Here is a 26,959-nt window from a genome sequence, read left to right as displayed (position 1 = left end):
CCGGCGGCATTCCAGGGGTGGTCAGTGTGGACAGAGCGTGGGAGGCGGATCCGCCGGACGAGTTCCCGGCACAGTCCGCGGGCACCCTGCAGGTGCGCCCGCTGGCGGATCGTACGGGCTGGCAGGCGGCCGGCGAGATCAGTCTGGCCACGCGCCCGGCCTGGGAACAGGCACTGGACCGGTTGGCCCTGGAGGACGTGGAGGTGTGCCACTTGGAGCTCTCCGCGGTCACCTTCGTCGACGTCGCCGGGGTTTCCGCACTCGCGGTCGCCGCACAAGGGCTTCCCGAGGGACGTCGCATCATGCTCGAACAGCCGCCCGCCGCCGTCGGGCGAGTGCTCGACATGTTCTGGCCCGACCTGCCTGGCGTCGAGGTGGTGTCGCGATGACGGCCCCGGTCACCGAGCCCTTCGTACATCCCGCGCTGTTCTACCGCGGCGAAGAGGAGTACGTGGACGGCACCGTGTCGTTCATCCGGGACGGCCTTGAGGCCGGCGAACCGGTGGCGGTCGCCGTGCCCGGCCCGAACCTCACAGTCCTCCGAACGGCCCTGGGCGAGGCCGCGACGGACGTGCAGTTCATCGACATGACCCAGGCGGGCCGCAATCCGGGGCGGATCATCCCCCGGGTGCTGCGCGTCTTCGCCGACGCCCATCCGCGGACGCGGGTGCGGATCATCGGCGAGCCGATCTGGCCCGACCGCTCCGGCCTGGAGTACCCGGCCTGCGCTCAGCACGAGGCGCTGATCAACTCCGCGTTCCAGGGCAGGGACGCGACGATCCTCTGCCCGTACGACGCCGAGGGGCTCAGCGAGCAGGTGCTGACCGACGCGTACGCGACCCATCCCGTCGTGATCTCCGGCGGCCGCGAGCGGACCAGCCCCTCCTACGCGCCCGAGCAGGTGGTCGCGCTCTACAACGAGCCCCTGGCGCTCGAGGAGGCCGCCGAGTCCTGTGACTTCGGCGCGGACGACCTGCCGAGGGCCCGTCACTTCGTGGTCGAGCGGGCCGCGCGGTTCGGGCTGTCCGGCATGCGGCTGGAGGACCTGGCGCTGGTCGCGGCCGAGCTGACCACCAACAGCGTGGTGCACGGCGGTGGCACGGGCACCGTGCGCGTGTGGACCGAGAACGGTCAGGTGGTGTGCGAGGTCCGCGACCAGGGGCACCTGAAGGATCCGCTCGCGGGACGACGGCCGAGGCCGCCCGCCCAGCGGGGCGGTCGCGGCCTGCTGCTGGTCAACTACCTGACCGATCTCGTACGCGTCCACACGGGCCCCGACGGCACCGTCGTCCGCTGCTACATCGACTGCTGAGCGGCCGGCCGCGCCGGAAGTCCGCAGCCGAGGCCGCGGTGCCGTCCGCGGCCGACGGCGCGCGTCCGCGCCCCCCGACGGGGCTCGAAATCGTCAGGTGAGGAAGAAGTCCCCGAGGGCGGTGGCGAGCGCGTCGGGAGCCTCTTCGGCCACGTGGTGCCCGGAATCGATTCCGTGCCCCCGCACGTCGGGCGCCCAGTCCGCCCAGATCTTCAACGGGTCGCCGTAGAGGTCCTCCAGATCGTCCCGGAGCGACCACAACACGAGCGTGGGGCACGCGATCCGTACCCCGGCGGCCCGGTCGGCCTCCTCGTGACGCCGGTCGACGGTCAGCCCCGCCCGGTAGTCCTCCAGCATCGCCCGCACCACGTCGGGGTCTCTCGTGGCCTTGCGCCACTCGTCGTGGTTCTCCTGGCCCATGCTCCGCGGGTCTCCCTGGTACCAGCTGTCCGGATCGGCGTTGATGACGCGCTCGGGGATGTCCGGCTGGGCGAAGAAGAACCAGTGCCACCACTCGGTGGCGAACTTCGCGGTGATGCGGGACAGGTGCTCGCTCAGGGGCAGGCAGTCGAGGAGCGCCACGCGCGACACCGCCTCGGGGTGATCGAGAGCCAGCCGCAGCGCAACCGCGCCCCCACGGTCGTGCCCGGCGACCGCAAACCTTTCATGGCCGAGGAAGCGCATCACCTCGACCACGTCCCGCGCGACCGCCCGCTTCGAATGACCCACGTGATCGTCGGTGGGCGCCGGGCCACGGGACCTGCCGTATCCGCGCAGGTCGGGACAGACGACGGTGAAGCCCCGCTCGACCAGCCGGGGAGCGACCCGGTGCCAGGTGGCGGACGTTCTCGGATGGCCGTGCAGCAGCACGACCGGCGGGCCCTCGCCGCCGTGGCGGACGAAGGCGGACGACTCCCCGAGCTGAACCAGCTCGCATGCGAAACCCTCGAACATCGCAACCTCTCGGCTCGTCCCGCTCTACCGGTCGCGTACGGCCCTGAGGGACGGACGCCGAAAGGCTCCCTCGCGGCGGCACCATGGTGCCGCCGCGAGGGAGCCCGGTCCTCGGTGATCCGGCGCGCCGGGCGAAAGACCTGCCGCGCGCCGGATGCGGAGGGAAGTGTGGTCAGCCGGGCGTGATGCGGCCGCGCCACGAACCGGACGCGCCGCCCTGCTGCTCGATGTACTCCTTGAAGCGTCGCAGGTCACCCTTGACACGACGGTCGATCGTGCCCGTCATGTCGGCGGCCTTCTCCGCCATCCCCGTCGGCTCGACGTCCATCACGAGCTGGACCCGTGTGTGCGTCTCGTCCAGGCGCTGGAAGCTGACCGTGCCCTTCTGCTTCGTGTCACCGCTGGTGGTGCGCCAGGTGATCCGCTCATCAGGGAACTGGTCGACGATCTCGGTGTCGAACTCCCGCTTCACGCCGCCGATCTTGGTGGTCCAGCGGTTGTGGCGGTCGTCGAGCTGCCTGATCTCCTCGACCCCCTCCATGAAGTTCGGGAACTCCTCGAACTGGGTCCACTGGTTGTAGGCGATGCTGACCGGGACCTCGACCTCGACCGATTCCTTGACCGTGCTCATCAGCGTGACTCCTTTCCACTGAGTGCCACGGAGCAGGAGTTCTGCCCCGTGGATCTCGTCTCGCCGCGGCGGGTACCCGATGAACGCCTGCCTACAACCCGGCGGAACCATCGTTTCCGGTCAGCTCCGCCGGACCGCCCACCGGCGCATGGGCGGAGCGGGTCGGGATACTCGGCCGCCATGGCAAGGACATCGAAATCCGATCACGACGGCGGTACGGCGTCGGGGTCCGGGCAGGATCAGACACCGGGCCCGGGAGAGCAGATCGAAGAACGGGCACCGGACGAGCCCACCCAGTTGCCCAAGCGGTCCTGGCTGGCCGTGCTGAAAGGCACGGTGAAGGAGTTCCAGGACGACGAACTCGCCGACAGGGCAGCGGCACTGACGTACTACGGGGTCCTCTCGCTGTTTCCGGCGCTGCTGCTCCTGGTCTCGCTCCTGGGCATCGCGGGGAAGTCGGCGACGCAGGAGGTACTGGACAACGTCAAAAAGCTGACTCCCGGTTCCGCGCGGGACATCATCAGCGACGCGGTGACGCAGTTGCAGGGGCGCGGCGGCATCGGCTCGGTCATGGCCGTGGTCGGCATCGTCCTGGCCGTATGGTCGGCGTCCGGTTATGTGGCGGCCTTCATTCGCACCGCCAACGTCGTCTACGACATGCCCGAGGGGCGCCCCGTGTGGAAGGTGCTGCCCATCCGGGTCGGCGTCACCGTGGTGCTGCTGATCCTGGCGGTGTTCAGCGCGCTGATCGTGGTGTTCACCGGAGGCCTGGCCAGCCAGGCCGGTGGTGCGCTGGGGATCGGGGACGAGGCACTGACCGTGTGGGCGATCGCGAAGTGGCCGGTGCTGGTCGTCCTGGTCACCATGATGATCGCCCTCCTGTACTGGGCGACACCGAACGTGAAGGGCCGCGGCTTCAAGTGGATCACGCCCGGCAGCGTGCTGGCCCTGCTGATCTGGATGGTCGCTTCGGCCGGGTTCGCGTTCTACGTGGCGAACTTCGGCTCGTACAACAAGACCTACGGCACGCTCGCCGGTGTCATCGTCTTCCTGGTCTGGCTGTGGATCAGCAACATCGCGATCCTGCTCGGTTTGGAGTTCGACTCCGAGATGGCCCGCCAGCGTGCCATCGCCGGCGGACTGCCGGACAGCGAGGAGCCGTATGTGCCGCCGCGGGACACCCGCGCGTGGAGCGAAGAGGATCAGCGCCGCATGGAGTGAGCCGCCCGCTCCGGCCGGAGGACGGCCGGGCCGGTTGGGGGGACCGGTCCGGTTGGGGGGACCGGTCCGCACCCTGCTTTTGCTCGCCGCCCGCCGCGACCGGCCGCCGCGGTGGCGTGTGCCGCGGCGCCCCCGCCACCGGTGGGCGTTCGCACCGTCCGACCGGGGTGGATGTCTTCCCACGTGCAACCAATACACTGCCGCGACGCGTCCGTCACCTCAGTCGCGAAGTCGGGGGAACCGCAGAAATGAACGCCTGGAATCCGCAGGGCCAGCCGCCGTACGACCCCTACGGTCCCAACGCTCCTGCCCCACCACCGGGTCCGTACCCGAACACCCCGCCGCCGCAAGGCGGTTACCCTCACCCCTACCCGCCGCAACCCGGCTATCCGCATCCCGGGCCGCCTCCCGCTCCGCGTGTGGGCCGGGCCGGCCGGGTCTGGCGCACGGTGGGGCCCATCGCGATCGGACGCAAGGTCTTCACCCCCTCGCGGCCGGGGCGCGTCGACGACGCGGTGGTCGCCCGGATCCAGAAGATCCGCAGCATCGTGGGTCTGGCCGCCGTTCTGTGGGTGATGTTCTCCTACAAGCTGGTCCATTCCGCCGGGGACGTCGCGAGCGACCGCCTCAACCAGTCGTGGATCAACGTCCTCGTCCTCTCGGTGACTTTCCCGGTGATCGTCGGCCTGCTGATCGCCGTGGCCCGCCCTCCGGCCCGCCAGGAGTTGTTGCGCCGCACGGCCAAGCCGGTGGGTTCGGTGCTGGCGATCATCGCCGGGGTCGCCGTGTTCCCCGTGCTGGTGCTCACCGGATTCGCCAACGGCGAGTTCGCCACGAACGCTCCGACCACAGTGGTCACCGTCGTCGTCACGCTGCTCACGATCGCTTGGGTCCTGCCGTTCGTCATCTACGGCATCGGAATGTCCCTCGTCCACGTCTTCCGTACCGCGGACATCCACGAGACGGTCCCTCCGGTGCTGGCGACGGCGCTCGTGTGGGAGATGACGCTGGTGGACCTGTTCACCGGCGCCTACGACACGCTGCCGGGCCCCACGCGGATCGTGGTCATGCTCGGGGCCCCGCTCTCGGTCACCGCGGTCGCTCTCTGGGAACTGCGGCGCCTGCGCGTCACCTACGGACTGACGCTGCGCGGCGCTCTCATGCGCTGAGGGCCCGACGGCCGCGGGGTTCACAGGGGTCCGCGCGCCCGGCTTGCCGGGCGCGCGAAGCTTCAACCCCTGAAGGCGGGCCGGAGCAGGTATCGCGTGCGTCGACTCGCGGATCCGGCCGGGGGCGGCGAACGAGTCCACGAAGAAGTCTTGTCCGACGGGTTGCCCGGCTGTTGATTCATTACTTAAATCAACACATGAACTAAGCACTCCCCCAACGGCTTTGGACTTCCGCGGACCTCTCGGACTTCTCCGTGAGGTCACGGCACCGCGCGCCCGGCAGCCCCAGAGCCGCCCCTCCACTTCCGCACGGAGTGAACGTATGAGACTCAGATCCCTGGGAATCGCGCTCGCCACAGCGGCGTCGCTCGTGTCCCTCCCCCTCCAACTGCCGGCCACCGCGGCCGAGGTACCGCTCTCCCAAGGCAGAGCCACCACCTCCTCCTCCGACGAGAACCCCGGGACCCCCGCGGGCAACGCCGTCGACGGCGACACCGGGACCCGGTGGTCGTCCGGCCGCACCGACGCCCAGTGGCTCCAGGTCGACCTCGGAGCATCGGCCACCCTCACCCAGGTCGTCCTCAACTGGGAGGCGGCGTACGGCAAGTCGTACAAGATCCAGGCCTCCGACAACGGCAGCTCCTGGACCGACCTCACCTCCGTCACCGGCGGGGACGGCGGAACCGACACGCTCGACGTCTCGGGTCAGGGCCGCTACGTCCGTATGCAGGGCGTCACCCGCGCCACCGAATACGGCTACTCCCTCTGGGAGTTCCAGGTGTTCGGCGATGCCGGCACGCCCCCGGCCGGGGACTGTTCGAGCGCCAACGCAGCCAGGGGCAGGCCGGCCACCGCCTCCTCCACGGAGAACGCGGGCACGCCCGCCGCGTCCGCCTTCGACGGCGACACCGGCACCCGCTGGTCCAGTCAGGCGTCCGACCCTCAGTGGGTGCGCGTGGACCTCGGTTCCGTCCAGGACATCTGCAAGGTCGACCTCACCTGGGAGGCCGCCCACGGCAAGGACTTCACCGTCCAGGCCTCGGACGACGGCCAGGACTGGAAGACCCTGAAGTCCGTCACGAACGGCACCGGCGGCACAGCCTCCTACGACGTCAGCGGCTCGGGCCGCTATGTACGGATCCACGGGACCGCCCGTGCCACCGCCTACGGCTACTCCCTGTGGGAGGTCGCGGTCCACACCGGCACCTCCAGCACGCCGCCCATCGAGGGCGGCGGCGACCTCGGCCCCAACGTCATCGTGGTGGATCCCAACACCCCGGACCTGCAAGGTAAGTTCGACCAGGTCTTCGCCCAGCAGGAGTCCGCGCAGTTCGGCTCGGGCCGCTACCAGTTCCTGATGAAGCCGGGCACGTACAACGGCATCAACGCGCAGCTGGGCTTCTACACCTCGATCTCCGGACTGGGCCTCAACCCCGACGACGTGCGGATCAACGGTGACATCACCGTGGACGCGGGCTGGTTCGACGGCAACGCCACCCAGAACTTCTGGCGCTCGGCGGAGAACCTGTCGCTCAAGCCCGTCAACGGCACGGACCGCTGGGCGGTAGCCCAGGCCGCGCCGTTCCGCCGGATCCATGTGGAGGGCGGCCTCAACCTCTCACCGGCGGGCTACGGTTGGGCCTCCGGCGGCTACATCGCCGACTCGAAGATCGACGGCACGGTCGGCCCGTACTCGCAGCAGCAGTGGTACACCCGCGACAGCTCGGTCGGCGGCTGGACCAACGGCGTGTGGAACATGACGTTCTCCGGTGTGCAGGGCGCCCCGGCGACGAACTTCGACACCGGCCCGTACACCACGCTCGACTCCACCCCGATCTCCCGGGAGAAGCCGTTCCTCTACCTGGACGGCGACGACTACAAGGTGTTCGTGCCCGGCAAGCGCACCAACGCCCGTGGTGTGTCCTGGCCCGCCAACGCCGGCGGCACCTCACTCCCGCTCAGCCGGTTCTACGTCGTCAAGCCCGGCGCGACCGCCTCGACCATCAACGCGGCGCTGGACCAGGGCCTCAACCTGCTGTTCACCCCCGGGGTCTACCACCTCGACCGGACCATCGACGTGAACCGCGCCAACACCGTGGTCCTCGGGCTGGGCCTGGCCACGATCGTCCCCGACAACGGCGTCGACGCCATGCACGTGGGCGACGTCGACGGGGTCAGGCTGGCGGGCTTCCTCATCGACGCCGGTGCCGCCAGGTCCGACACGCTGCTCCAGGTCGGAGCGCCGGGCGCCGCCGCCGACCACGCCGCCAATCCGACCACCGTGCAGGACGTGTTCATCCGAATCGGCGGGGCAGGACCGGGCCTGGCCACCCACTCGATGGTCGTCAACAGCGACGACGTCATCGTCGACCACACCTGGATCTGGCGGGCCGACCACGGCGAGGGCGTCGGCTGGGAGACCAACCGCGCCGACTACGGGTTCGAGGTCAACGGCGACGACGTCCTCGCCACAGGTCTGTTCGTCGAGCACTTCAACAAGTACGACGTGGTCTGGAGCGGCGAACGCGGCCGGACGATCTTCTTCCAGAACGAGAAGGCCTACGACGTACCGAACGCCGCCGCCGTCACGCACGACGGCATCGTCGGGTACGCCGCCTACAAGGTCGCCGACAGCGTGGCCGTCCACGAGGCCTGGGGCCTGGGCAGCTACTGCAACTTCACGACCGACTCCACGATCGTCCAGCACCACGGTTTCCAGGTGCCGGTCAGGACTGGCATCAAACTGCACAGCATCCAGGTCGTGTCGCTGGGCGGAAAGGGGCAGTACGCCCACGTCGTCAACAACACGGGGGCGCCGACGTCGGGGTCGGACACCATCCCCTCGAAGATCACCAGCTTCCCCTGACCACCCGCCGGACCCGATGGCCGTCCAACCGGTCGGCCGCGTGACCGTTCGATCGCAGGCCGATGTCAGAGATCCCCTGTGGCCCGCCCTTCCGGCGGGCCACAGGTATGCGCAGCGGGCGGCCCGGGTGCGTGGTCGCGCCCCGGCGGGGCCGCGTGATGGACGAGATCGACGAAGGATTACCATATGAGCACCGCCTAGCTCGAAAGATAAACCTGTGACTGTCAATGACGACTCGTTCACCAACTGGAAGCACCGCGAGGAGATCGCGGAATCGATGATCCCGATCATCGGGAAGCTGCACCGCGAGCAGGACGTGACCGTCCTGCTGCACAGCCGCTCCTTGGTGAACAAGTCGGTGGTCAGCATCCTCAAGACCCACCGGTTCGCCCGGCAGATCGCCGGTGAGGAACTCTCCGTCACGGAGACACTGCCGTACCTGCAGGCTCTCACCACGCTCGATCTCGGCCCTTCCCAGATCGACATCGGCATGCTCGCCGCCACGCACAGGACCGACGACCGCGGTCTCACGGTGCAGGACTTCACCGCCGAGGCCGTCGCCGGCGCCACGGGTGCCAACAAGATCGAGAGCCGCGAGGGGCGCGACGTCGTCCTGTACGGCTTCGGCCGCATCGGCCGCCTGGTCGCCCGCCTCCTCATCGAGAAGGCAGGCTCCGGGAACGGCCTGCGCCTGCGCGCGATCGTCGTCCGTCAGGGCGGTGAGCAGGACATCGTCAAGCGCGCCTCGCTGCTGCGCCGCGACTCCATCCACGGCCAGTTCCAGGGCACGATCACCGTCGACGAGGCGAACAGCACGATCATCGCCAACGGCAACGCGATCAAGGTGATCTACGCGGGCGACCCGTCGGAGGTCGACTACACGGCCCACGGCATCAAGGACGCCATCCTCATCGACAACACGGGCAAGTGGCGGGACCGCGAGGGCCTGTCCGGGCACCTGCGTCCCGGTATCGACAAGGTTGTCCTGACCGCGCCGGGCAAGGGCGACGTCCCCAACATCGTGCACGGCGTCAACCACGACACGATCAAGCCGGACGAGCAGATCCTGTCCTGCGCCTCCTGCACCACGAACGCCATCGTCCCGCCGCTCAAGGCGATGGCCGACGAGTACGGCGTCCTGCGCGGCCACGTGGAGACCGTGCACTCGTTCACCAACGACCAGAACCTGCTGGACAACTACCACAAGGCCGACCGGCGCGGCCGCTCGGCGCCACTGAACATGGTCATCACCGAGACGGGCGCCGCCTCCGCTGTCGCCAAGGCCCTGCCGGACCTCAAGGCGCCGATCACCGGCAGCTCGATCCGGGTCCCCGTCCCGGACGTCTCCATCGCGATCCTCAGCCTGCGGCTCGGGCGTGAGACGACCCGCCAGGAGGTCCTCGACTACCTGCGCAACGTGTCGCTGACCTCGCCGCTGAAGCGGCAGATCGACTTCACCACCGCACCGGACGCGGTCTCGAGCGACTTCATGGGCTCACGCCACGCCTCGATCGTCGACGCCGGCGCCACCAAGGTCGACGGCGACAACGCGATCCTCTACCTGTGGTACGACAACGAGTTCGGCTACTCCTGCCAGGTCATCCGCGTCGTCCAGCACGTGTCGGGCGTCGAGTACCCGACCTACCCGGCCCCGGCGGGCTGATCCTTCCTCCGGGCAGCGCGCCTCTCGACGCGGCGCGCTGCCCGCCCGCCACCTCGTTCCGCCCGTACGCACCCGGCCTCTCCCCCGCCGGGTGCGTTCCCCACTCTGCTGGACCGGCGCACTCCCGCCGGCTCCCGGCCCTGGCCCGGAGCGCGCACCGTGCCTGACTGATCCCGGGACGTCGTGATCAACAGGCGGCAGAATGGCCGCGACGACGGTTCGGTGCCGCCCCGGCGGCGGCAGACGCCCAGGACGCGCACACCGTGTCCGGGAGGGGAAGACATGAGTGAGAGCCAGGCCCCGTCCAGCGGTTCAGCAAGGCTCAACACCGGGGTGGCGCACAACGCCCGGGTCTGGAACTACTGGATCGGCGGGAAGGACAACTACGAGGTCGACCAGGCCGTCGGCGACCAGGTCGCCGGGATGTTCCCCGTGATCCGCGATGTGGCCCGCGCGGACCGGGATTTCCTCGGCCGTGCGGTGCGGTACCTCGTCGAGGACCGCGGGGTGCGGCAGTTCCTCGACATCGGCACCGGCCTGCCGACCCTGGACAACACCCATGAGATCGCCCAGCGGTCGGCACCCGACGCGCGCATCGTGTACGTCGACAACGACCCGATCGTGCTGGCCCACGCCCGGACGCTGCTGACCAGCACACCCGAAGGGGCCACCGACTACATAGACGCCGACGTCCACCGCCCCGCCACCATCGTCGAGCGCGCCTCGGCGACCCTGGACCTCGGCCGGCCGGTCGCTGTGATGATGCTGGGCATTCTCAACTTCGTTCTCGACACCCGCCAGGCGCAGGACATCGTGCGCGAGATCCTGGCAGTGGTCCCCTCCGGCAGCTACCTGGTCCTCACCCACCCCACCACGGATGCGGACCTCGGCGGCGAGGGCAACATCGAGGCCATGAAGTTCTGGAACGAGAACGCCACCCCGCCCATCACCGCCCGCACCCGCGAGGAGATCGCCGTGTTCTTCGACGGGCTGGACCTCCTCGATCCGGGGCTCGTGTCCTGCACCCGGTGGCACCCCGCCGACGGCTCTGCCTCCACGGTCCCGCAGTTCGGTGCGGTGGCTCGCAAACCCTGACGCGTGGGCCCGGCCGGACTCCGGCGCCAGAGGTGCCGGGCGGCCACCGGCGGGGCTCGCTCAGGGAACCGTGACCGGTTCCCGGGGCGGGATCCAGCGCAGGTGGACGGCCTGGCCGGGTTCCTCGGCCCGCAGCAGGGAGAGCCTGGGGCGGACGGCGTCGGTGCGTGCGCTCGGCGGCTTGCGGGCCCCGGCCCGGTACGGGAGCGGCCACTGCGCGGCGGCGTCGGGGTACTCCTGCTCGGCCGCCGCGTGCAGGGTCCAGTGCGGGTCGTAGAGGTGGGTGCGGCCGAGGGCGCACAGGTCGGCCCGGCCCGCCAGCAGGATCGAGTTCACGTCGTCGTACGACGCGATGGCACCGACCGCGATGACCGCCGCGCCGGTGGCCGCGGCGACCTCGTGGCGGATCCGGTCCGCGAAGGGCGTCTGGTACGAACGGCCGAACGCGGGGCGCTCGTCCTTGGTGACCTGTCCGGAGGAGACGTCGATCGCGTCCGCCCCGTGGGCGATGAAGGCGCGGGCGATCTCCACGGCGTCGTGCTCGGTGTTGCCGTCCGGGACCCAGTCGGTCGCTGAGACCCGCACGATCATCGGCCGCCCGGCGGGCCAGGCGGCCCGCACGGCGTCGAAGACCTCCAGGGGGAACCGGAGCCGGTCGCGCAGCGTGCCGCCGTACTCGTCCGTGCGGAGGTTCGTCACCGGTGAGAGGAACGACGACAGCAAGTAGCCGTGTCCGCAGTGCAGTTCGAGCAGGTCGAAGCCCGCCTCTGCGCCTCGGCGCGCGGCGGCGACGAAGTCGGCGACGACCGCGTCCAGGTCGGCGCGGTCCATCTCGCGGGGGACCGCCGATCCGGGACCGTACGGCAGTGGTGACGGGCCGACCGTGTTCCAGTTCCCGTCCGGCAGCGGGTCGTCCATGCCCTCCCACATGAGGCGCGTGGATCCCTTGCGGCCCGAATGGCCGAGCTGGAGTCCGATCCGGGCGGTGCTGCGGTCGTGGACGAAGGACACGATCCTGGCCCAGGAGTCGCGCTGCTCGTCGGTCCACAGACCGGTGCAGCCGGGCGTGATGCGGCCCTCGGGCGAGACGCAGACCATTTCCGTCATCACGAGACCGGCGCCGCCCATCGCCTTCGAGCCGAGGTGGACGAGGTGGAAGTCGCCGGGTACGCCGTCGACCGCGGAGTACATGTCCATCGGGGACACGATCACCCGGTTCTTCAGCTGCAGTTCCCCCAGCCGGAAGGGCTGGAACATCGCCGGCGCGACACCGGGCAGTCCCTGGGAGGCCGCGAAGGCCGCGTCGACCCGGTCGGCGAACTCCTGGTCGCGGGTGCGGAGGTTGTCGTACGTGATGCGGCGTGACCGGGTGAGCAGGTTGAAGCAGAACTGGGTCGGCTCCTGGTGGGCGTACATGCCGATGTTCTCGAACCATTCGAGCGAGGCCTGCGCGGCCCGCTGCGTGGACTCGACGACGGGGCGCCTCTCGGCCTCGTACGCACTCAACGCGGCCTGGGTGTCCGGGTGTTCGTGCAGACAGGCCGCGAGGGCGAGGGAGTCCTCCATCGCCAGTTTGGTGCCCGACCCGATCGAGAAGTGCGCGGTGTGCGCGGCGTCACCGACGAGGACGAGGTTGCCGTGGTGCCACCGCTCGTTGCGTACGGTGGTGAAGCCGAGCCACTTGGAGTTGTTGGCGAACACCCGGTGACCCGCGAGTTCCTCGGCGAAGAGCCCGCGGACCCGCTCGACGGCCTGCTCGTCGGAGGCGCCCGGCGGGAATTCGGTCCCCTCGGTGGCGTCGAAGCCCGCCCGGTGCCAGACGTCCTCGTGCATCTCGACGATGAAGGTGGAGCCCGTCTCCGAGTAGGGGTAGCCATGCACCTGCATGGTCCCCCATTCCGTCTGCTTCACGAAGAACTGGAACGCCTCGAAGACCCGGTCGGTGCCCAGCCACATGTACTTGTTGCGCCGTTGGTCCAGCACGGGGCGGAAGACGTCCGCGTGGGCGGCTCGCACCTGCGAGTTGACTCCGTCCGCCCCCACCACGAGGTCGTACGCGGCGCGCAGGTTCCCGGTGTCGGGGGCGGGCGTGGAGAAGTGGACGAGCACCCCGAGGTCGCGGCAGCGGCGCTGCAGCAGCCGGAGCAGTTCCCGGCGGCTCATCGCGGCGAAGCCCTGACCGCCCACGGTGTGGGTGCGGCCGCGGTAGTGGATGTCGATGTCGGTCCAGCGGGCGAAGCGGCGTGCCATGGCGTCGGCGAAGTCGCGGTCCGCGTTCTCGATGCCGCCGAGTGTCTCGTCGGAGAAGACCACGCCGAAGCCGAAGGTGTCGTCGGGGGCGTTGCGCTCCCACACGGTGATCTCGTGGGCCGGGTCGAGCTGTTTCATGAGAGCAGCGAAGTAGAGGCCGCCGGGGCCACCGCCAACGATCGCGATCTTCACACGGGGTTCCTCTCAGTGCTCGACGGCGGCCGTGGTGGCCTGCTCGTCCTCGACGGCGGCGCGGAGTGCGAAACGCTGCAGTTTGCCGCTGGCGTTGCGCGGCAGGCTCTCGCGAAAGCGCACGTCGCGTGGGTACTTGTAGGGCGCGATGACCTGCTTGACGTGGTCCTGGATCTCCTTGGCCTTGGCGGCGTCGCCGCTCGCGCCGTCCCGCAGGACGACGAACGCGCAGACGACCTCGCCGCGTTCGGAGTCGGCCCGTCCGACGACGGCGCACTCCAGGACGTCGGGGTGGGTGTCGATGGCCGCCTCGACCTCGGGTCCGCCGATGTTGTACCCGGACGAGACGATCATGTTGTCGCCGCGGGCGTGGTAGTGGAAGTAGCCGTCCTCGTCGCGGTGGAAGATGTCGCCGGTGACGTTCCAGCCGTCCACGACGTAGTCCTTCTGGCGTTCGTCGTCGAGGTAGCGGCACCCGACGGGGCCGATGACGCCCAGCCTGCCCGGCTCGCCGGGGCCCAGTTCCGTGCCGTCGGGGCCGAGGACCGTGGCACGGAAGCCCGGCACGGGCCTGCCGGTGGCGCCGGGGCGGATGTCGTCGCCGGCCGCGGAGAGGAAGATGTGCAGCAGTTCGGTGGCGCCGATGCCGTCGATGACGCGCAGCCCCGTCCTGTCCCGCAGCTGTTCCCAGGTGCCGACGGGTATGTGTTCGCCGGCCGAGACACCGGCCCGCAGTCCGGCGAGTTGCTGTTCGCGTCCCTCCCGCAGGATCGCCTTGTAGGCCGTGGGTGCCGTCGCGAGCACGGTGACACCCTGCCGCTCGACGAGTTCCGCCATCCCGAGCGGGGTCGCCGCCTCGGTCAGCAGTGCGCAGGCGCCGGCCCGCAGCGGGAAGACGACGAGCATGCCGAGGCCGAAGGTGAAGGCGAAGGGGGCGCTGCAGGCGACCAGGTCGTCCGGGAGCAGGCGCAGCACGTGACGGCCGAAGGTGTCGTCGATGGACAGGATGTCCCGGTGGAAGTGCATGGTGATCTTGGGTGCGCCGGTGCTGCCGGACGTCGGCGCGAGGAGCGCCACGTCGTCGGCCGAGGTGTCCACGGCGGTGAACTCGCCCGACTTGGCCGTGGCGCGGGCCACGAGGTCGTCCGGGCCGGTGCCGCCGAACTCGACGACTCTGAGGGAGGGCAGCACGGTGTCACGGACGGCGTGGACGTCCTCGGCGCACCGGTGGTCGACCAGTGCGAGGGCGGGCCCGGTCCGCTCGGCGACCGGCGCGATCTCGCGGGCACGGAGCGCGGCCATGAGGGTGACCAGCACTCCCCCGGCCTTCAGCACACCGAGCCAGCTCGCCACGGTCCAGGGGTTGTTGGGTGAGCGGAGCATGACCCGCTGTCCCGGTACCAGCCCGAGGTCCTCGGTCAGTACCTGGGCGACCTGGTTGGCCCGCTTCCTCAGCTCTCCGTAGGTCCAGGTCTCCCCGGCCGGCGTGCGCAGCGCCGGACGGTGGGCGCCGAACGCCGACGCGGGCCGGTCGATGAGTTCGGTGGCGGCGTTGAGCCGCTCCGGGTGGTGCAGGTCGGGCGTGGTGAACTCGATCGTCGGCCACAGGTGCGCGGGAGGCAGGTGGTCGCGGGCGAAGGTGTCCAGGTACGCCGAGGGCGAGAGGGATGGCGGAAGAGTCAACGGAGGAGTCCTTCCGGGAGCCCGCCGGTGTCGGGCGGCGGAGTCAGGCGGGGCGGATCATTCCCTCCTGGACGGCGGTGGCCAGGTGACGGTGGTCGCGGGTGAAGAAGCGGCCGGTGCCCAGGCCGCGGCCCGCGTCTGCGGCGACCGCCTCCTGGACGTAGAGGAGCCAGTCGTCGACCGGTCCCGGGCGGTGGAACCACATGGCGTGGTCGAGGCTGGCGGTGACGAGTCCTGGATCGGCCCAGGCCAGGTCGAGTACGCGCAGGACGGGTTCGAGGATCGTGTAGTCACAGACGTACGCCAGCGCGGCCAGGTCCCGCTGGGCGTCGGTGAGCCCTTCGACGGGCCGGAGCGCGTCGAACGGCTTCACCCAGACCGCCTGCTGCGGGAGCTGTTTGCCCTCGACGGTGAGGTAGACCGGGCCGGGCACATGGCGCATGTCGAAGCTGCGGCCGGCGGACCAGTAGGCCTTCGACTCCTCGGTCATCGAACCGCCGGCGCGCTCCGCGAGATACGCCCGGGAACTGGGCAGTTCCTCGGGGTCGGGTACGACGTCGGTGAACTCTGCGTGGAAGGACCCGCCGGGTTCCCCCGCGGCGAAGTTGGCCAGACAGACGTAGAGCGGTTTGCCGTTCTGGTAGCCGCGTACCTGCCGGGTGCTGTAGCCGCGGCCGTCGCGCAGCACCTCCACCTCGTAGCGCACCTGGGCGCCGATGTCGGCGGGGCGCAGGAAGTAACTGTGCATCGAGTGCAGGGTCTTGGCGTCGGTCACCGATCGCATCGCCGCCGCGGCTGCCTGGGCGACCAGGTCGCCGCCGTATGCCTTGGGCCACGGGCAGGGCTGGGTGACGGCGGTGAAGGCGAGGTCGAAGTGCTCCGGCGGGGCGGGGGCCAGCGTGACGGCGTCGGTGAAGAACGCGGAGGTCGCAGGCGTTCCGGTCGGCGTCGGGCCGGGCTGATGCGTCACCGGTCGAGCCAGTCGCGCAGGTCGGCGTCGCTGACGTCGGCCAGGTTGACGACGATGTTCTCCGGTGTGCGGGTGGTCATCCACGTCAGCGGTGCGGTCCGGGAGAGGTTGCACTCGATGTGCGGCATGAAGGGCGGGACGAAGACCCAGTCGCCCTCCGACATGTCGACGTAGTCCTCGAACTTCTCGCCGAAGTAGATGCGTGCCCGCCCGGACAGGACGTAGCCCCCGGTCTCGGCCTCGCCGTGGTGGTGGGTGACCGAGCGGTAGCCGGGTTCGTTGCTCACCTTGCCGAACCACAGTTTCGTGGCGGGCGTGTGCTGGATGCTGACGCCCGCAACGCGAACGGCCCCGCCGGAGTCGGCGGTGTTCGCGCTCTCCGATCCGGCGCGCGTCACCACGGGAGCGACGATCCCGCTGGGCAGCCGGTACATCGAGGCGTCGCCCTCCAGTCGGTACTTGCTGAGGTCGGGCTCCATGGGGGCGGGCTCCGTTCCGGTCGTGGCGGCTCAGGAGGAGACGGGTCGCACCCGGTCGGGCAGGGCGCCCCCGTCCGGTGATCGCTGCTCTGCCGACGGCGTCGCGCCCGGCGCGGCGGGACGGCCCCGTCACGGCGGGACTGCGCCCCGGAGGCTCCCCCGGGGCCGGTTCCCGGCGGGTGGCGGCGTGACGGTCGGGAGAGCTGGTCTGCGACTGTGGAGTTGACGTGTATCTCGTTTTTTTCACGACCGTCATTTATTGTCAATACAACGGACCGGACGACTCGTCGGGCCGGGCCGCGACCACCCGACTGGAGGCCACGTGACGCCCATCGCAGTGAACCCGGGCACGCTGCCGGCACCCCGCGGCTACTCGCACGGAACGCTCGCGGGAAACACGCTCCACCTCGGCGGGCAGACCGCGCTCGACGCCGACATGAAGATCGTGCCGGGCGGCATCGTCGAGCAGTTCCGCCAGGCGTTCGGCAACGTCCTGACGACACTCCGCGAGGTGGGCGGCGCACCCGAAGACCTGGTCAGCGTGACGCTGTACCTCACCGACATCCCCGACTACCAGGCCCACGGCAAGGAGATCGGCGCGGTGTGGCGTGAGCTCGCCGGACCCGTCTACCCGGCGATGGCGGGCATCGGCTGTACCGCTCTGTGGCAGCCCGAGGCGATGATCGAGATCCTCGGTGTGGCCGTGATCCCCGAGGAACGACTGGTCCGGCCACAGAGCTGAAAAGTCCGGCCGGCGGCCGGATCCGCGGCCGCCCGATCAGCACAGGCCCCCCTCAACTCTCGCCCGTCGGGAGATCGTTGTTACCGTTCACCGATGTCTGACTCTTCACGCGACACCGCCGCGGGCGCCGGATGGGGCTCCACGGAACGCGGCGACTACATACGCCTGATGCCGAACCGGGGCGAGAAGCTGTCGTGGCTCAACCCCAGGACGCTGTGGCCGGCCCGGAACGGCGTGCTGGCCTCGCTGTTCGGGGACCCGACGGGCCACACCCGGGGCCGGTGGGTGGAGCAGCGGACCGCGGCCGGCGCACCGGCCGACAAGGTGGTCAGGCACAGCGCTCCGGACCACTTCTCCTTCATGGTCATCGGAGACACCGGCGAGGGCGACGACCCTCAGTACGCCGTCGTGCCGGGCTTCCTGAAGGTCGGCAAGGACACGGAGTTCGCCGTGCTCGCCAGTGACGTGGTCTATCCGGTCGGCAGCACCGACGACTACGGCACGAAGTTCTTCCGCCCGTACAAGGACTACCAGGCGCCGATCTACGCGATCCCCGGCAACCACGACTGGTACGAGGACCTCGACGGCTTCATGCGCGTGTTCTGCGACGCCCCGCCCCTCGCGGAACCGGCCGCGCCCCGGCGGCTGACACCGGCCTGGTGGCGGTCGCTGCTGTGGCACGAACCGCGCGGGCACGACGAGCAACGCCTGGCCGAGGCCCGGCAGTTGCGCTCGGCTCCCGCTCAACGGAGCGTCCAGCCGGGCCCGTACTGGGCCATCGACGCGGGACCGGTTCGGATCGTGGGCATCGACACCGGCCTGACGGGCACCGTGGACGCCGAACAGGGCCGCTGGCTGCGCGAGGTGTCCAAGGGGGACATCCCCAAGATCCTGATCACCGGCTCGCCCCTGTACGTGGATGCCGAGCACCACCCGGGCCCCATCGAGGGCGGCGGAACCGTCGACGACATCGTGCGCGATCCGGCCCATCACTACGTGGCCGCGATAGGCGGCGACATCCACAACTACCAGCGCTACCCGGTGGAGGTGGACGGCCGCACGATCCAGTACGTGGTCGCCGGCGGCGGCGGAGCCTTCATGCACGCCACCCACACCATGCCGCGGGTCTCCGTCGCCGGCGTCTCCGAAGGCGACTTCCGCTGCTATCCGCTGCGCGGCGACTCGCTCGCCTTCTACAGCAGGCTCTACGGAAACCGGCTGCGCATGCGGCGCTTCTTCACCCTCACCGAGGCCGAGGCGACCGCCGTCGTCGCCAAGCGTCTCGGCATCCCCGCGACCCGCGTCCAGGAGCGGCCCGCCCGCGTCACCCTGCGCACCCGCGTCGTCGCGAGTCTGCTGGGTGCCGGAGGCCGCCCCGACCGCACGTCACGCCTGCGCCTTCCGGTGCGCAAGGTCTACACCCAGCTCTTCTCGCCGGGATCGGCGACGTACAGTCCGCCGTTCTTCAAGTGCTTCCTGCGCCTGGACGTCTCGCCGGACACCGTCAGGTTGCGCTGCTTCTCGGCGACGGGGAACCGCCCGCAGGAACTCGACCCGCCCGTCGAGGACGAGGTCACCATCCCCCTGACCTGAGCCTGCGGCGAACCCCCGAATGGCGGCGCTCGGCTTGCGGGCTGACGATGGAGGTGAGGGGGCTCCGGCTCTGCTCGGCCGTGGATGTCACACGAGCGACGACCGGGCCCCGAGGCTGCTGGACAAGGCCAGATAGGAGGGACCGTCAATGATCGAGATCAAGGCGGTCGAGAAGCCGGACGAACGGCGGGACTTCCCCCGCGGGCACCTCGAAGCCGTGCACCTCACCGGGCTCGACTTCGCCGTGGCCACGTTCGAGCCGGGCTGGCGCTGGTCCGAGTCCGTCGCTCCGATCGCGGGGACCGAGAGCTGCCAGGTCCATCACAACGGTTACGTCGTCCAGGGCCGCATGCGGATCCGGATGGACGACGGCGCCGAGAGCGAAGTGGGGCCCGGCGACGTCTTCGTCTGCCCGCCCGGCCACGACGCCTGGGTCGTGGGGGACGAGCCCGCGATGGTGTACGACTTCGCCGGAGGCATGGCACAGGACTACGCGAAGGCCAAGGACTGACTCCGGCCGGGCACCGCGCAGACCCCACGGGGCGGCTCCCCTGATCGGCCACCCCGTGGATCCCGGCATGCCGCAGGCCCGAGGGGAGCTATGCCTGCCTGCCGCAGGCCCGAGGGAGCGACTGCGGCCCTTCGACCTGCGGTGAGCCGCCGCGCCTCCCGTGCCCGGGGTGCCGGTGGCTCACCGCACACCACACACCATGGACCCCGAACCGGCACGGTCCACGGCCACGGCGGGCAACTCCGACACAGCATCTCCCCCTCGGCACGGGGTCATTCCCGGCCTCCGCGTCTATTCTGGGGTCGCATGGAGGGGGCAGCGGGCAGCGGGTCGACCGGTGAACTGCCGGATTCCAGTGGGTCGTTCGGTCCACTCGTCGTCGCGTCGCCGATCCTGCGGGCCGCACACGTGGAGCTGCCCGAGGAGAGCCCCGACCCGGTGCTGCTGCCGTCGATCACCCTGCTGGAGCCGACCGCGTCCCGCGGCCGCGACCCCGACCGCCTGCCTCTGCCCTCAGGACAACTGCTCGCGGGCCAGTACCGGCTGATCCGGCCCCTGGGCTACGGCGGTATGGGCGAGGTCTACCTCGCACTCGACACCAAGGTCGACGACCGTGAGGTCGCGATCAAGATCCTCCACCCCCAGCAGGCGGCGGTCTCGGCCGGGGCGCTGGCCCAGGAGCGGCGCGCGCTGGTCGACCTCAGCCACGACGACATCATCCGCGTCTTCAACTACGGGCACCATCCCGACGTCGGCGACTTCCTCGTCCTGCAGTACGTGGACGGCCTCACCCTGGAAGAGGTACGGGCGCGGGTCCAGGTGAACCCGGCCGAGTTCGGCGGCGGCCGCTTCCACGAGTTCGTCCTCGCCTACGGGGTGCGGATCCTCGCCGCGCTCGGGCATCTGCACGCCGACCGTCCCCGCAAGGTCTACGGCGACCTCAAACCCGACAACGTCATGCACGACGGCACCACCACGAAGATCATCGACGTGGGGAGTGTCCGCTCCGCCGGCCTGCCCGGCCACACCACGGAGGCGTTCCGCGCCCCGACCGTCGGACCGAACGGCGAATCCACCGGCCAGGACGACCTGTTCAGCCTCGGCGAGACACTGCGGCGGCTGAGCGGACTGGGACACTCGCCCGACGATCTGGCGGAACTGGGCCGCCTGGACATGATCAGCCGGCCCGACGCCCCCACCGTGACCGGAACACTCGGAGCTCCGGGACCCCATTCCATGACGGCCCCCGCTCCCCATGGACTCGGCCTGGTCTCACTCGCCCGGGTACTGCACCGCGCCACCCGGGGCGCACGGGCCGAGCGGTTCGCCACCGCACAGGAGATGGAGGAGCAACTGCGCGGAGTCTTCAGGGAGTTACGGTCGCTGCGCACCGGAGTCGAGACCTTCGAACCGTCGCCGCTCTTCTTCCAGTCGCCGTACGCGCTCGACGCGGCCCTCGGCTCCGCGCCGCCCCTCACCCGGTGGGCCGCCCCGGACGCCCCGGCCCCGTACGCACCCCCGTCACCCGCCGAGGTCGCCCAACGGCTGCCCGTGCCGCGGCCCGACCCGTTCGACCACCATCACGCCGAACTGAGCAGGCTCGCCGACGCCGCTCCCGAGGCGCTGCTGCAGCACACCGGGGACTGGCGGGACTCACCGGAGGTGCATCTGCTGCGCTGCCGGCTGCGGCTGCGCAGCGCAGGCGGCGGGGCCGAGGCCGCCGAGCGTGAACTGCGCTCCGCCGAGGCCCTGATCGGCGCCGAACACGCCCCCTACGACTGGCGGCTCGACTGGCACCGCGGGCTCCTCGCGCTCGGCCGGGACCAGGCCGACGCGGCACGGCAGCACTTCGACCAGGTGTTCGCGGCGATCCCCGGCGAGTACGCCCCGAAGCTGGCGCTCGGCTACTGCGCCGAGCGCCTGGGCCGCTGGCAGGAGGCGCTGACGTTCTACGAGGCGGTGCGGCTGCGCAACCCGTCCCTCGGCAGCGCGGCGTTCGGCGCGGCACGGGCGCGCCTCGCGCTCGGCGGGGAGCGGGTGTGGGACGACGCCGTGCGAGCCCTGGACGCGGTACCGCAGCACTCACGGCACCGGACCGCCGCGCGGACGGCCGCCGTACGCGTCGGCGTCGAGCACGTGCGTACCGCGGAGCGTCCGGACGAGGTGGCCGAGCGGCTCCGCGAGGTGCTGGCGCGGCTGGCGCGGCTGTTCCACGCGCACGGGCTGACGGACGAACAGGCCCGGGTCCGGATGACCGCGGAGGTGTGGGAAGCGGTGCGGGGCGCGCTCGCCCGGGAGGCCGTGGGCGCCGCGGGCCTGGCGGCGCTCGCCGCGACCGCCGACGCCCGTCTCGGCCTCCCGCCCGACGAACCGGGACTGCGCAGAGAACTCTCCCGCCTCTACCTCACCCTCGCGCACCAGGCCGCCCGCTCCGCCACCGCCAAGGACGGAGCCGTCGCCGAAACCCTGCTCGACAGGGCCTACGAGGTCCGCCCCCCGTCCTTCCGCCACCACCGGGACAGCCCGTGGCTCGGAAAGAGAGTCACCACCTGGTTGCGGGCCCTCGCCCATACTCCGGCGCAGGGGAACGGCTCCGGGACGGCCCGCGAGTGACCGGAGCCGCGTGGCGCAGACGCACGGCCCGGGGCTCGGATGCCGAAGCCCCGACGCTCGCACGTGCGCGCCGCGTGGCGCGGGGCGCGGTGATCGTCGTGGCCGAACTCGCCCGCCGGCTCTGGCGCTACGCCTGGCCTTCGACGACGGGCCGTCGCAACCGCGCCTACCTGCGGGACCGGCTCGTCGCGCTGCCGCTGCTCGCCGTGGTGGCGTTCGGTTCGCTCGGCTGGGCGTACGCGGACGTGCGGGACGACTCGGCGTACCTGCGCGATCGTCTGACACCCGCGCTGGTCGGCCTCGCGCACGTCAAGGCATCGCTGTTCATCGCGCAGGGAGAGGCCCAGAAGAACCTCGACACGGCGGGGGCGAGCGAGCTCGGCGGGCTCAGCGAGCGGTACCGCACACGGGTGGCACGGGCGACACAGAGCCTGAACCAGGTCACGCGCAGCGGAGCACTGACCGTGGCCGAGGAACAGGAACTGCGCGTGGTGTCCGCGCTGGTCGTGGACTACACCGGGTGGATCGGCCGGGCCCAGGGACACGCGAACGACGCCGTGCTGCGGGACGCCGAGCTCACCTACGCGCGCAGCATGCTCTGTTCCGAACCGGTCGCCGCCACGGACCGGCAGGACCGCTATCCGCCGTGTCCGCCGGCGACCGGTTCCGACGCGACCTCGATCGTCGACCGCGTCGCGGCGCTGGAGCGGCAGTTGCGCGAGCGGCTCACGGACCGGGCTGCCTGGGGCGGGGGCGTGCTCGCCGCCGCGGCGGTCGCCGGGATCGCCTTCGTGCTGCTCGCCGTGGGGCTGTGGCGCACGATGTCCTTCCTGCGCCGCCGCTTCCGGATCCGGCTCAGTATTCCGCTGGCCGCCGCCGCTCTGCCGCTGCTCGCCGTGCCGTTCCTGACGGTCGACGCGCTGCTCGCGCAGCACGCCCAGGCAGAGTCCGTCCCGCTGGCCGGAACACTCGCCGAACGGACCTCGCCGGAGACCGAGACGATCGCCGAGGAGCACCCTTTCGACAGCCCCGACCCCGAGGTCATCAAGGTGCTCGAATCCCGGATCGACGAGGTTCTGTCCGACGGCCGGCTCGCCTTCCTGGACGGGGCCGCCCCCCTCGTCACCCCCGCGGGTCTGGCCGGCGCCGGTCTCATCGGCGGTGCCCTGCACGCGTACCGCCGCGAGTACCTTGTCGTCGCCCGACCGGGAGCCGTCGCATGACCCGCCGCTCGACCCACCGTACGACCCGTCTCCTGCGCGTCCTGCTCGCCGCGTGCCTGCTCGTCCTGGCCCCCGGATGCACGTCGGACACCCCCGCCCCCCTCGTCGTCCTGGGCCCCTGGACCGGCAAGGAGGGCGAGGCCTTCGAAGCCGCGCTCCAGCGGCTCGACGACGGGACCGGCAGGACGTACACCTACGAGGGCACCCGCTCGCTGCGCGAGACCCTCGTCTCCCAGCTGGAGGCCGACGCACCACCTGATGTGGCGGTCCTCAACAGCATCGGCGAACTCACCGAGTACGCCCGCCGCGACAAACTGAGGCCGCTCGCCCAGGTGACCGGCGAACGCGCCTATCAGCCATGGGCGCCGAGCATGCTGGTGGACGGCAAACGCCGCACCTACTGGGTGCCCCTGAAAGTCGACCTGAAGAGCCTGGTGTGGAGCAAGAAGGGCACGCCGAGCGACGATCCCACGTGGTGCGTGGGACTCGCCTCGCAGGCCACCTCGGGCTGGCCCGGCACGGACTGGATCGAGGACATCCTCCTCCACCAGGCGGGTCCCGGCCGCTACGCGGACTGGGCCACGAGCAAGCTCAGCTGGCTCGACCCGGACGTCGTACGAGCCTGGACGACGTGGGCCGAACTGCTCGGCGACCGCTCCGAGCACTCGGTCGAACGGTCCCTGACCACGTCGTACGAGGGCACGTCCGGACCGGCCGGGTCCCGCGGCCTGCTGGACTCCCCCGGCTTCGAGTGCACGCACGAGCACCAGAGCGCCTTCATCCGGTACCTGTACGCGGGCGACGACATCCGGGTCGAGCCGTCGGCCCGGTTCCTGGGCGGGCGGGCCGAGTACCGCGACGCGTTCGAGGTCTCCGGTGACATGGCCGCCGTCTTCAGCGACGACCCGGCGGCCCAGGAGCTGGTGGAGCGGCTGTCGAGCACGGCCGGACGGGAGCTCTGGCGGGACAAGGCGGACCCGGCGGTGCGTCCGCTGTTCCCGAACACGACCGGGCTGTCGCCTGCCGAGCCCGCGAACCCCATCGAGCAGGACATCGATCACCTGCTCAACACACGTGCCCACATCCTGTGCTTCGACGCCTCGGACGTGATGCCGCCCGAGCTTCGGGACGCCTTCCACCGGGCGGTGCTCGAGTTCTTCCGCGATCCCTCGAAGACGCATCTCGCCTCGCTGCTCCAGCAGTTGGACATCGTGCGGACCCAGACCGACGAGAAGGCGGGCGACTCCCGCTCGTTCCGGCCGCCCGAGGACATCTGCGACAGCCCCGGCGGATGACCGGGACCGCCCGCGACGGCGGACGGCCCGGTCCTCGTCAGCAGCAGCGGCTCTGGGGATGTTCCTCACGGTGCCGGGTGCGCTGCGCCTCGTACGCGCGTCGCGACGGCACCGGCGCCAGGGGATGGTCGTGCAGATGGCGCTCGCGGTAGCGGTCGTACTGCGCCTCTCCCGTCAGCTCGCGCAGATACCAGCGCACGGCACGCGCCCACCGCCGCGGCCTCATGTGCGGGCCCCCGCCATCGGCTCGGCCGACTCCTCCGGCACGTCGATACGGGACTCCACGTACGGCGCCTCGGTGGTCGGCAGCGGAACCGGGGACCGCACCGCGCGCAGGCACACGACGGCCGCGTTGACGATCACCACGGCGACCAGGAGCAGGAACAGGGCGATCAGGACGCCGTCGACCGTGGAGTTGGTGACCACGGTGTGCATGTCGTCGAGGGTCTTGGCGGGCGGCAGGACCTGACCCGCGTCGATGCCGTCGGCGTACCGCGCGCGCTGGGCGAAGAACCCGACCCGGGGGTCGTCGGAGAAGATCTTCTGCCAGCCCGCCGTGAAGGTGATCGCGACCACCCAGGCCAGCGGGACCCCGGTGACCCACGCCCAGCGCAGCCGCCCCGACTTGACGAGGACCGTGGTGCAGACGGTGAGGGCGATGGCGGCGAGCAGCTGGTTGGCGATGCCGAAGAGGGGGAACAGCTGGTTGATCCCGCCGAGCGGGTCGGTGGCGCCGCTGTGCAGGAAGTAGCCCCAGGCCGCGACGACGAGTGCACTGCACAGCCAGATACCGGGCTTCCAGTTGACCCGGCCGATCGGCTTCCAGACGTTGCCGAGCATGTCCTGGAGCATGAACCGTCCGACGCGGGTGCCCGCGTCGACCGTGGTCAGAATGAACAGGGCTTCGAACATGATCGCGAAGTGGTACCAGAAGGCCTTCATGGCGGTGCCGCCGAAGACCCCGGAGAAGATCTCCGACATGCCCACGGCGAGGGTCGGTGCCCCGCCCGAGCGGGCGATCAGGGTCTGTTCCTCCACCGCCTTGGCCGCCTGGGTCAGCTGGTCCGGGGTGATGGTGAAGCCGAGGCTCGCCACCGCCTGCGAGGCGGACTCGGCGGTCGTGCCGAGGAGTCCGGCGGGCGCGTTCATCGCGTAGTACAGGCCGGGTTCGAGGGTGGCCGCGGCGATGAGCGCCATGATCGCGACGAACGACTCCATGAGCATGGCGCCATAGCCGATCATGCGGACCTGGGACTCCTTCTCGATCAGCTTCGGGGTGGTGCCCGAGGCGACCAGGGCGTGGAATCCGGAGAGCGCCCCGCAGGCGATGGTGATGAACAGGAACGGGAACAGCGATCCGGCGAAGACCGGGCCGGCGCCGGAGGAGGCGAAGTCGCTGACCGCGTCGGCGCGCAGCACGGGCGCGGCCACCACGACACCGACCGCGAGCAGTGCGATGGTGCCGATCTTCATGAAGGTGGACAGGTAGTCGCGGGGCGCGAGCAGCATCCACACGGGCAGCACCGAGGCGACGAAGCCGTATCCGACCAGGCAGAACACGAGCGTCGTCGGGCTGAGCGTGAAGGTGTCGGCCAGCGAGGACTCCTGGACCCAGCTGCCGCCGACGATGGCGAGCAGCAGCAGGGCCACACCGATGAGGCTGGTCTCGACGACCCGGCCCGGCCGGATGCGGTGCAGCCAGAACCCCATGAACAGGGCGATCGGAACCGTCATGGCGACGGAGAAGGTGCCCCACGGCGAGTGGGCGAGCGCGTTGACCACGACCAGGGCCAGCACCCCGAGCAGGATGATCATGATCGCGAAGACGGCGATCAGGGCCGCGGCCCCGCCCGCCCTGCCGATCTCCTCACGGGCCATCTGCCCGAGCGACTTCCCGTCCCGGCGCATGGACAGGAACAGCACGATCATGTCCTGCACGGCCCCGGCGAAGATCACTCCGGCGACGATCCACAGGGTGCCCGGCAGATATCCCATCTGGGCGGCGAGCACCGGCCCCACCAGCGGTCCGGCGCCGGCGATCGCCGCGAAGTGGTGGCCGAGCAGTACCCGGCGGTCGGTCGGCTGGAAGTCGACGCCGTCCTCCAGGCGCTCGGCGGGGGTGGCCCGCCGGTCGTCGGGCTTCAGGACGCGCCGCACGACGAAGCGGGAGTAGAAGCGGTAGGCGATGGCGTACGAGCCGAGCGCGGCGACCACCAGCCAGACCGCGGAGATCTCCTCGCCCCGGGCCAGCGCGAGGACACCCCAGCCGATCGCGCCGACCAGGGCCACCGCGGTCCACAGCAGCATCGTCCTCGGTGTCGTACGGGAGCGTGCGGCGGGCGGGTCCTGGCGCCCTCCTGGCGCCGGAGAACCGGATTCGGGCATGACGGACGTGGGCATGACGGCTCCTCACCTCGACGGTGACGTGGGGTGGTGCGACTGCGGACCCGTGGGCGTCGGGGACGCGACACGGCCGGTTCGGGCCTACGGACGGACG

Annotated in this window: 21 protein-coding genes; 13 read left to right on the top strand and 8 right to left on the bottom strand. The window is 70.7% G+C overall.

What is annotated here, in order from left to right:
- Positions 1-26: 26 nt before the first annotated feature.
- Complete coding sequence (locus KUF83_RS22945; RefSeq protein ID WP_308403101.1) at positions 27-389, top strand: STAS domain-containing protein; 363 nt, start codon at positions 27-29, stop codon at positions 387-389.
- A complete protein-coding gene (locus KUF83_RS22940; protein ID WP_217456663.1) occupies positions 386-1,312 on the top strand; it encodes a sensor histidine kinase in 927 nt (308 codons plus the stop codon). The genes KUF83_RS22945 and KUF83_RS22940 overlap by 4 nt, the downstream gene beginning before the upstream one ends.
- Before the next feature lie 93 nt (positions 1,313-1,405).
- Here KUF83_RS22940 and KUF83_RS22935 read toward each other — a convergent pair whose 3' ends face one another.
- Both KUF83_RS22935 and KUF83_RS22930 read right to left on the bottom strand, forming a co-directional pair.
- Positions 1,406-2,266, bottom strand: coding sequence for an alpha/beta fold hydrolase (locus KUF83_RS22935; RefSeq protein ID WP_217456662.1), 861 nt, complete (start codon positions 2,264-2,266; stop codon positions 1,406-1,408).
- A gap of 172 nt (positions 2,267-2,438) precedes the next feature.
- Complete coding sequence (locus tag KUF83_RS22930; RefSeq protein ID WP_217456661.1) at positions 2,439-2,897, bottom strand: SRPBCC family protein; 459 nt, start codon at positions 2,895-2,897, stop codon at positions 2,439-2,441.
- 180 nt (positions 2,898-3,077) lie between these two features.
- Here KUF83_RS22930 and KUF83_RS22925 point away from each other — a divergent pair, with 180 nt between their 5' ends.
- The 5 genes from KUF83_RS22925 (at position 3,078) to KUF83_RS22905 (ending at position 10,911) form a co-directional block, all read left to right on the top strand.
- Positions 3,078-4,118: a YihY/virulence factor BrkB family protein gene (locus KUF83_RS22925; RefSeq protein WP_217456660.1), complete on the top strand. Its 1,041-nt coding sequence runs from the start codon at positions 3,078-3,080 to the stop codon at positions 4,116-4,118.
- Between the two features lie 419 nt (positions 4,119-4,537).
- Positions 4,538-5,287, top strand: a complete 750-nt coding sequence (locus KUF83_RS22920) for a hypothetical protein (RefSeq protein ID WP_217456659.1) — start codon at positions 4,538-4,540, stop codon at positions 5,285-5,287.
- Positions 5,288-5,609: 322 nt separating this feature from the next.
- Positions 5,610-8,153 (top strand): discoidin domain-containing protein, encoded by a 2,544-nt coding sequence (locus tag KUF83_RS22915; protein WP_217456658.1) that lies wholly within the window; start codon positions 5,610-5,612, stop codon positions 8,151-8,153.
- 217 nt (positions 8,154-8,370) lie between these two features.
- A complete protein-coding gene (locus tag KUF83_RS22910; protein WP_217456657.1) occupies positions 8,371-9,816 on the top strand; it encodes a glyceraldehyde-3-phosphate dehydrogenase in 1,446 nt (481 codons plus the stop codon).
- 282 nt (positions 9,817-10,098) lie between these two features.
- Positions 10,099-10,911, top strand: coding sequence for an SAM-dependent methyltransferase (locus KUF83_RS22905; RefSeq protein WP_217456656.1), 813 nt, complete (start codon positions 10,099-10,101; stop codon positions 10,909-10,911).
- Positions 10,912-10,971: 60 nt separating this feature from the next.
- On the opposite strand, the gene KUF83_RS22900 is transcribed toward KUF83_RS22905, so the two are convergent.
- Genes KUF83_RS22900 through KUF83_RS22885 form a run of 4 tightly spaced genes read right to left on the bottom strand, consistent with a single transcriptional unit; the run spans position 10,972 to position 16,485 of the window.
- Positions 10,972-13,353, bottom strand: coding sequence for a bifunctional salicylyl-CoA 5-hydroxylase/oxidoreductase (locus KUF83_RS22900; protein WP_217456655.1), 2,382 nt, complete (start codon positions 13,351-13,353; stop codon positions 10,972-10,974).
- Between the two features lie 12 nt (positions 13,354-13,365).
- Positions 13,366-15,036 (bottom strand): AMP-binding protein, encoded by a 1,671-nt coding sequence (locus KUF83_RS22895; RefSeq protein WP_217456654.1) that lies wholly within the window; start codon positions 15,034-15,036, stop codon positions 13,366-13,368.
- Between the two features lie 43 nt (positions 15,037-15,079).
- Entirely contained in the window at positions 15,080-16,006 is a 927-nt protein-coding gene (locus KUF83_RS22890) for an acyl-CoA thioesterase domain-containing protein (RefSeq protein ID WP_217456653.1), read from the bottom strand.
- On the bottom strand, positions 16,003-16,485 hold the full coding sequence (locus KUF83_RS22885; protein WP_217456652.1) for a cupin domain-containing protein: 483 nt from the start codon (positions 16,483-16,485) through the stop codon (positions 16,003-16,005). The genes KUF83_RS22890 and KUF83_RS22885 overlap by 4 nt, the downstream gene beginning before the upstream one ends.
- 322 nt (positions 16,486-16,807) lie before the next feature.
- Between KUF83_RS22885 and KUF83_RS22880 the strand changes: the two genes are divergently transcribed.
- The 6 genes from KUF83_RS22880 to KUF83_RS22855 all read left to right on the top strand — a co-directional run bounded on the left by KUF83_RS22880 (position 16,808) and on the right by KUF83_RS22855 (position 24,462).
- Entirely contained in the window at positions 16,808-17,227 is a 420-nt protein-coding gene (locus tag KUF83_RS22880; RefSeq protein ID WP_217456651.1) for a RidA family protein, read from the top strand.
- A 93-nt stretch (positions 17,228-17,320) separates the two neighbouring features.
- Complete coding sequence (locus KUF83_RS22875) at positions 17,321-18,820, top strand: metallophosphoesterase (protein ID WP_217456650.1); 1,500 nt, start codon at positions 17,321-17,323, stop codon at positions 18,818-18,820.
- A 148-nt stretch (positions 18,821-18,968) separates the two neighbouring features.
- Positions 18,969-19,331 carry a cupin domain-containing protein gene (locus KUF83_RS22870; protein WP_217456649.1) on the top strand — a complete coding sequence of 121 codons (363 nt, stop codon included), beginning with the start codon at positions 18,969-18,971 and terminating at the stop codon, positions 19,329-19,331.
- A gap of 306 nt (positions 19,332-19,637) precedes the next feature.
- A complete protein-coding gene (locus tag KUF83_RS22865) occupies positions 19,638-21,944 on the top strand; it encodes a tetratricopeptide repeat protein (RefSeq protein ID WP_217456648.1) in 2,307 nt (768 codons plus the stop codon).
- Complete coding sequence (locus KUF83_RS22860) at positions 21,941-23,167, top strand: hypothetical protein (RefSeq protein WP_254644239.1); 1,227 nt, start codon at positions 21,941-21,943, stop codon at positions 23,165-23,167. Before KUF83_RS22865 ends, KUF83_RS22860 begins: the two co-directional genes overlap by 4 nt.
- Positions 23,164-24,462 (top strand): alpha-glucoside ABC transporter substrate-binding protein, encoded by a 1,299-nt coding sequence (locus KUF83_RS22855; RefSeq protein WP_217456647.1) that lies wholly within the window; start codon positions 23,164-23,166, stop codon positions 24,460-24,462. The genes KUF83_RS22860 and KUF83_RS22855 overlap by 4 nt, the downstream gene beginning before the upstream one ends.
- Positions 24,463-24,499: 37 nt before the next feature.
- Here KUF83_RS22855 and KUF83_RS22850 read toward each other — a convergent pair whose 3' ends face one another.
- Positions 24,500-24,688, bottom strand: coding sequence for a YbdD/YjiX family protein (locus KUF83_RS22850; RefSeq protein ID WP_217456646.1), 189 nt, complete (start codon positions 24,686-24,688; stop codon positions 24,500-24,502).
- A complete protein-coding gene (locus KUF83_RS22845) occupies positions 24,685-26,862 on the bottom strand; it encodes a carbon starvation CstA family protein (RefSeq protein WP_302828541.1) in 2,178 nt (725 codons plus the stop codon). The genes KUF83_RS22850 and KUF83_RS22845 overlap by 4 nt, the downstream gene beginning before the upstream one ends.
- Positions 26,863-26,959: the final 97 nt, after the last annotated feature.

It is taken from the genome of Streptomyces sp. BV286 (assembly GCF_019090165.1).
Classification (GTDB): domain Bacteria; phylum Actinomycetota; class Actinomycetes; order Streptomycetales; family Streptomycetaceae; genus Streptomyces.
The sequence above is the reverse complement of the archived record's forward strand: the minus strand, read 5'-3'. Positions and strand labels throughout refer to the sequence as shown.

Excerpts from the sequence above, each read along its gene's own strand:
- KUF83_RS22940 (WP_217456663.1), top strand. The coding sequence starts at position 386 with ATGACGGCCCCGGTCACCGAGCCCTTCGTACATCCCGCGCTGTTCTAC.
- KUF83_RS22935 (WP_217456662.1), bottom strand. The coding sequence starts at position 2,266 with ATGTTCGAGGGTTTCGCATGCGAGCTGGTTCAGCTCGGGGAGTCGTCC.
- KUF83_RS22930 (WP_217456661.1), bottom strand. The coding sequence starts at position 2,897 with ATGAGCACGGTCAAGGAATCGGTCGAGGTCGAGGTCCCGGTCAGCATC.
- KUF83_RS22925 (WP_217456660.1), top strand. The coding sequence starts at position 3,078 with ATGGCAAGGACATCGAAATCCGATCACGACGGCGGTACGGCGTCGGGG.
- KUF83_RS22915 (WP_217456658.1), top strand. The coding sequence starts at position 5,610 with ATGAGACTCAGATCCCTGGGAATCGCGCTCGCCACAGCGGCGTCGCTC.
- KUF83_RS22905 (WP_217456656.1), top strand. The coding sequence starts at position 10,099 with ATGAGTGAGAGCCAGGCCCCGTCCAGCGGTTCAGCAAGGCTCAACACC.
- KUF83_RS22885 (WP_217456652.1), bottom strand. The coding sequence starts at position 16,485 with ATGGAGCCCGACCTCAGCAAGTACCGACTGGAGGGCGACGCCTCGATG.
- KUF83_RS22875 (WP_217456650.1), top strand. The coding sequence starts at position 17,321 with ATGTCTGACTCTTCACGCGACACCGCCGCGGGCGCCGGATGGGGCTCC.
- KUF83_RS22870 (WP_217456649.1), top strand. The coding sequence starts at position 18,969 with ATGATCGAGATCAAGGCGGTCGAGAAGCCGGACGAACGGCGGGACTTC.
- KUF83_RS22865 (WP_217456648.1), top strand. The coding sequence starts at position 19,638 with ATGGAGGGGGCAGCGGGCAGCGGGTCGACCGGTGAACTGCCGGATTCC.
- KUF83_RS22855 (WP_217456647.1), top strand. The coding sequence starts at position 23,164 with ATGACCCGCCGCTCGACCCACCGTACGACCCGTCTCCTGCGCGTCCTG.
- KUF83_RS22850 (WP_217456646.1), bottom strand. The coding sequence starts at position 24,688 with ATGAGGCCGCGGCGGTGGGCGCGTGCCGTGCGCTGGTATCTGCGCGAG.
- KUF83_RS22845 (WP_302828541.1), bottom strand. The coding sequence starts at position 26,862 with ATGCCCACGTCCGTCATGCCCGAATCCGGTTCTCCGGCGCCAGGAGGG.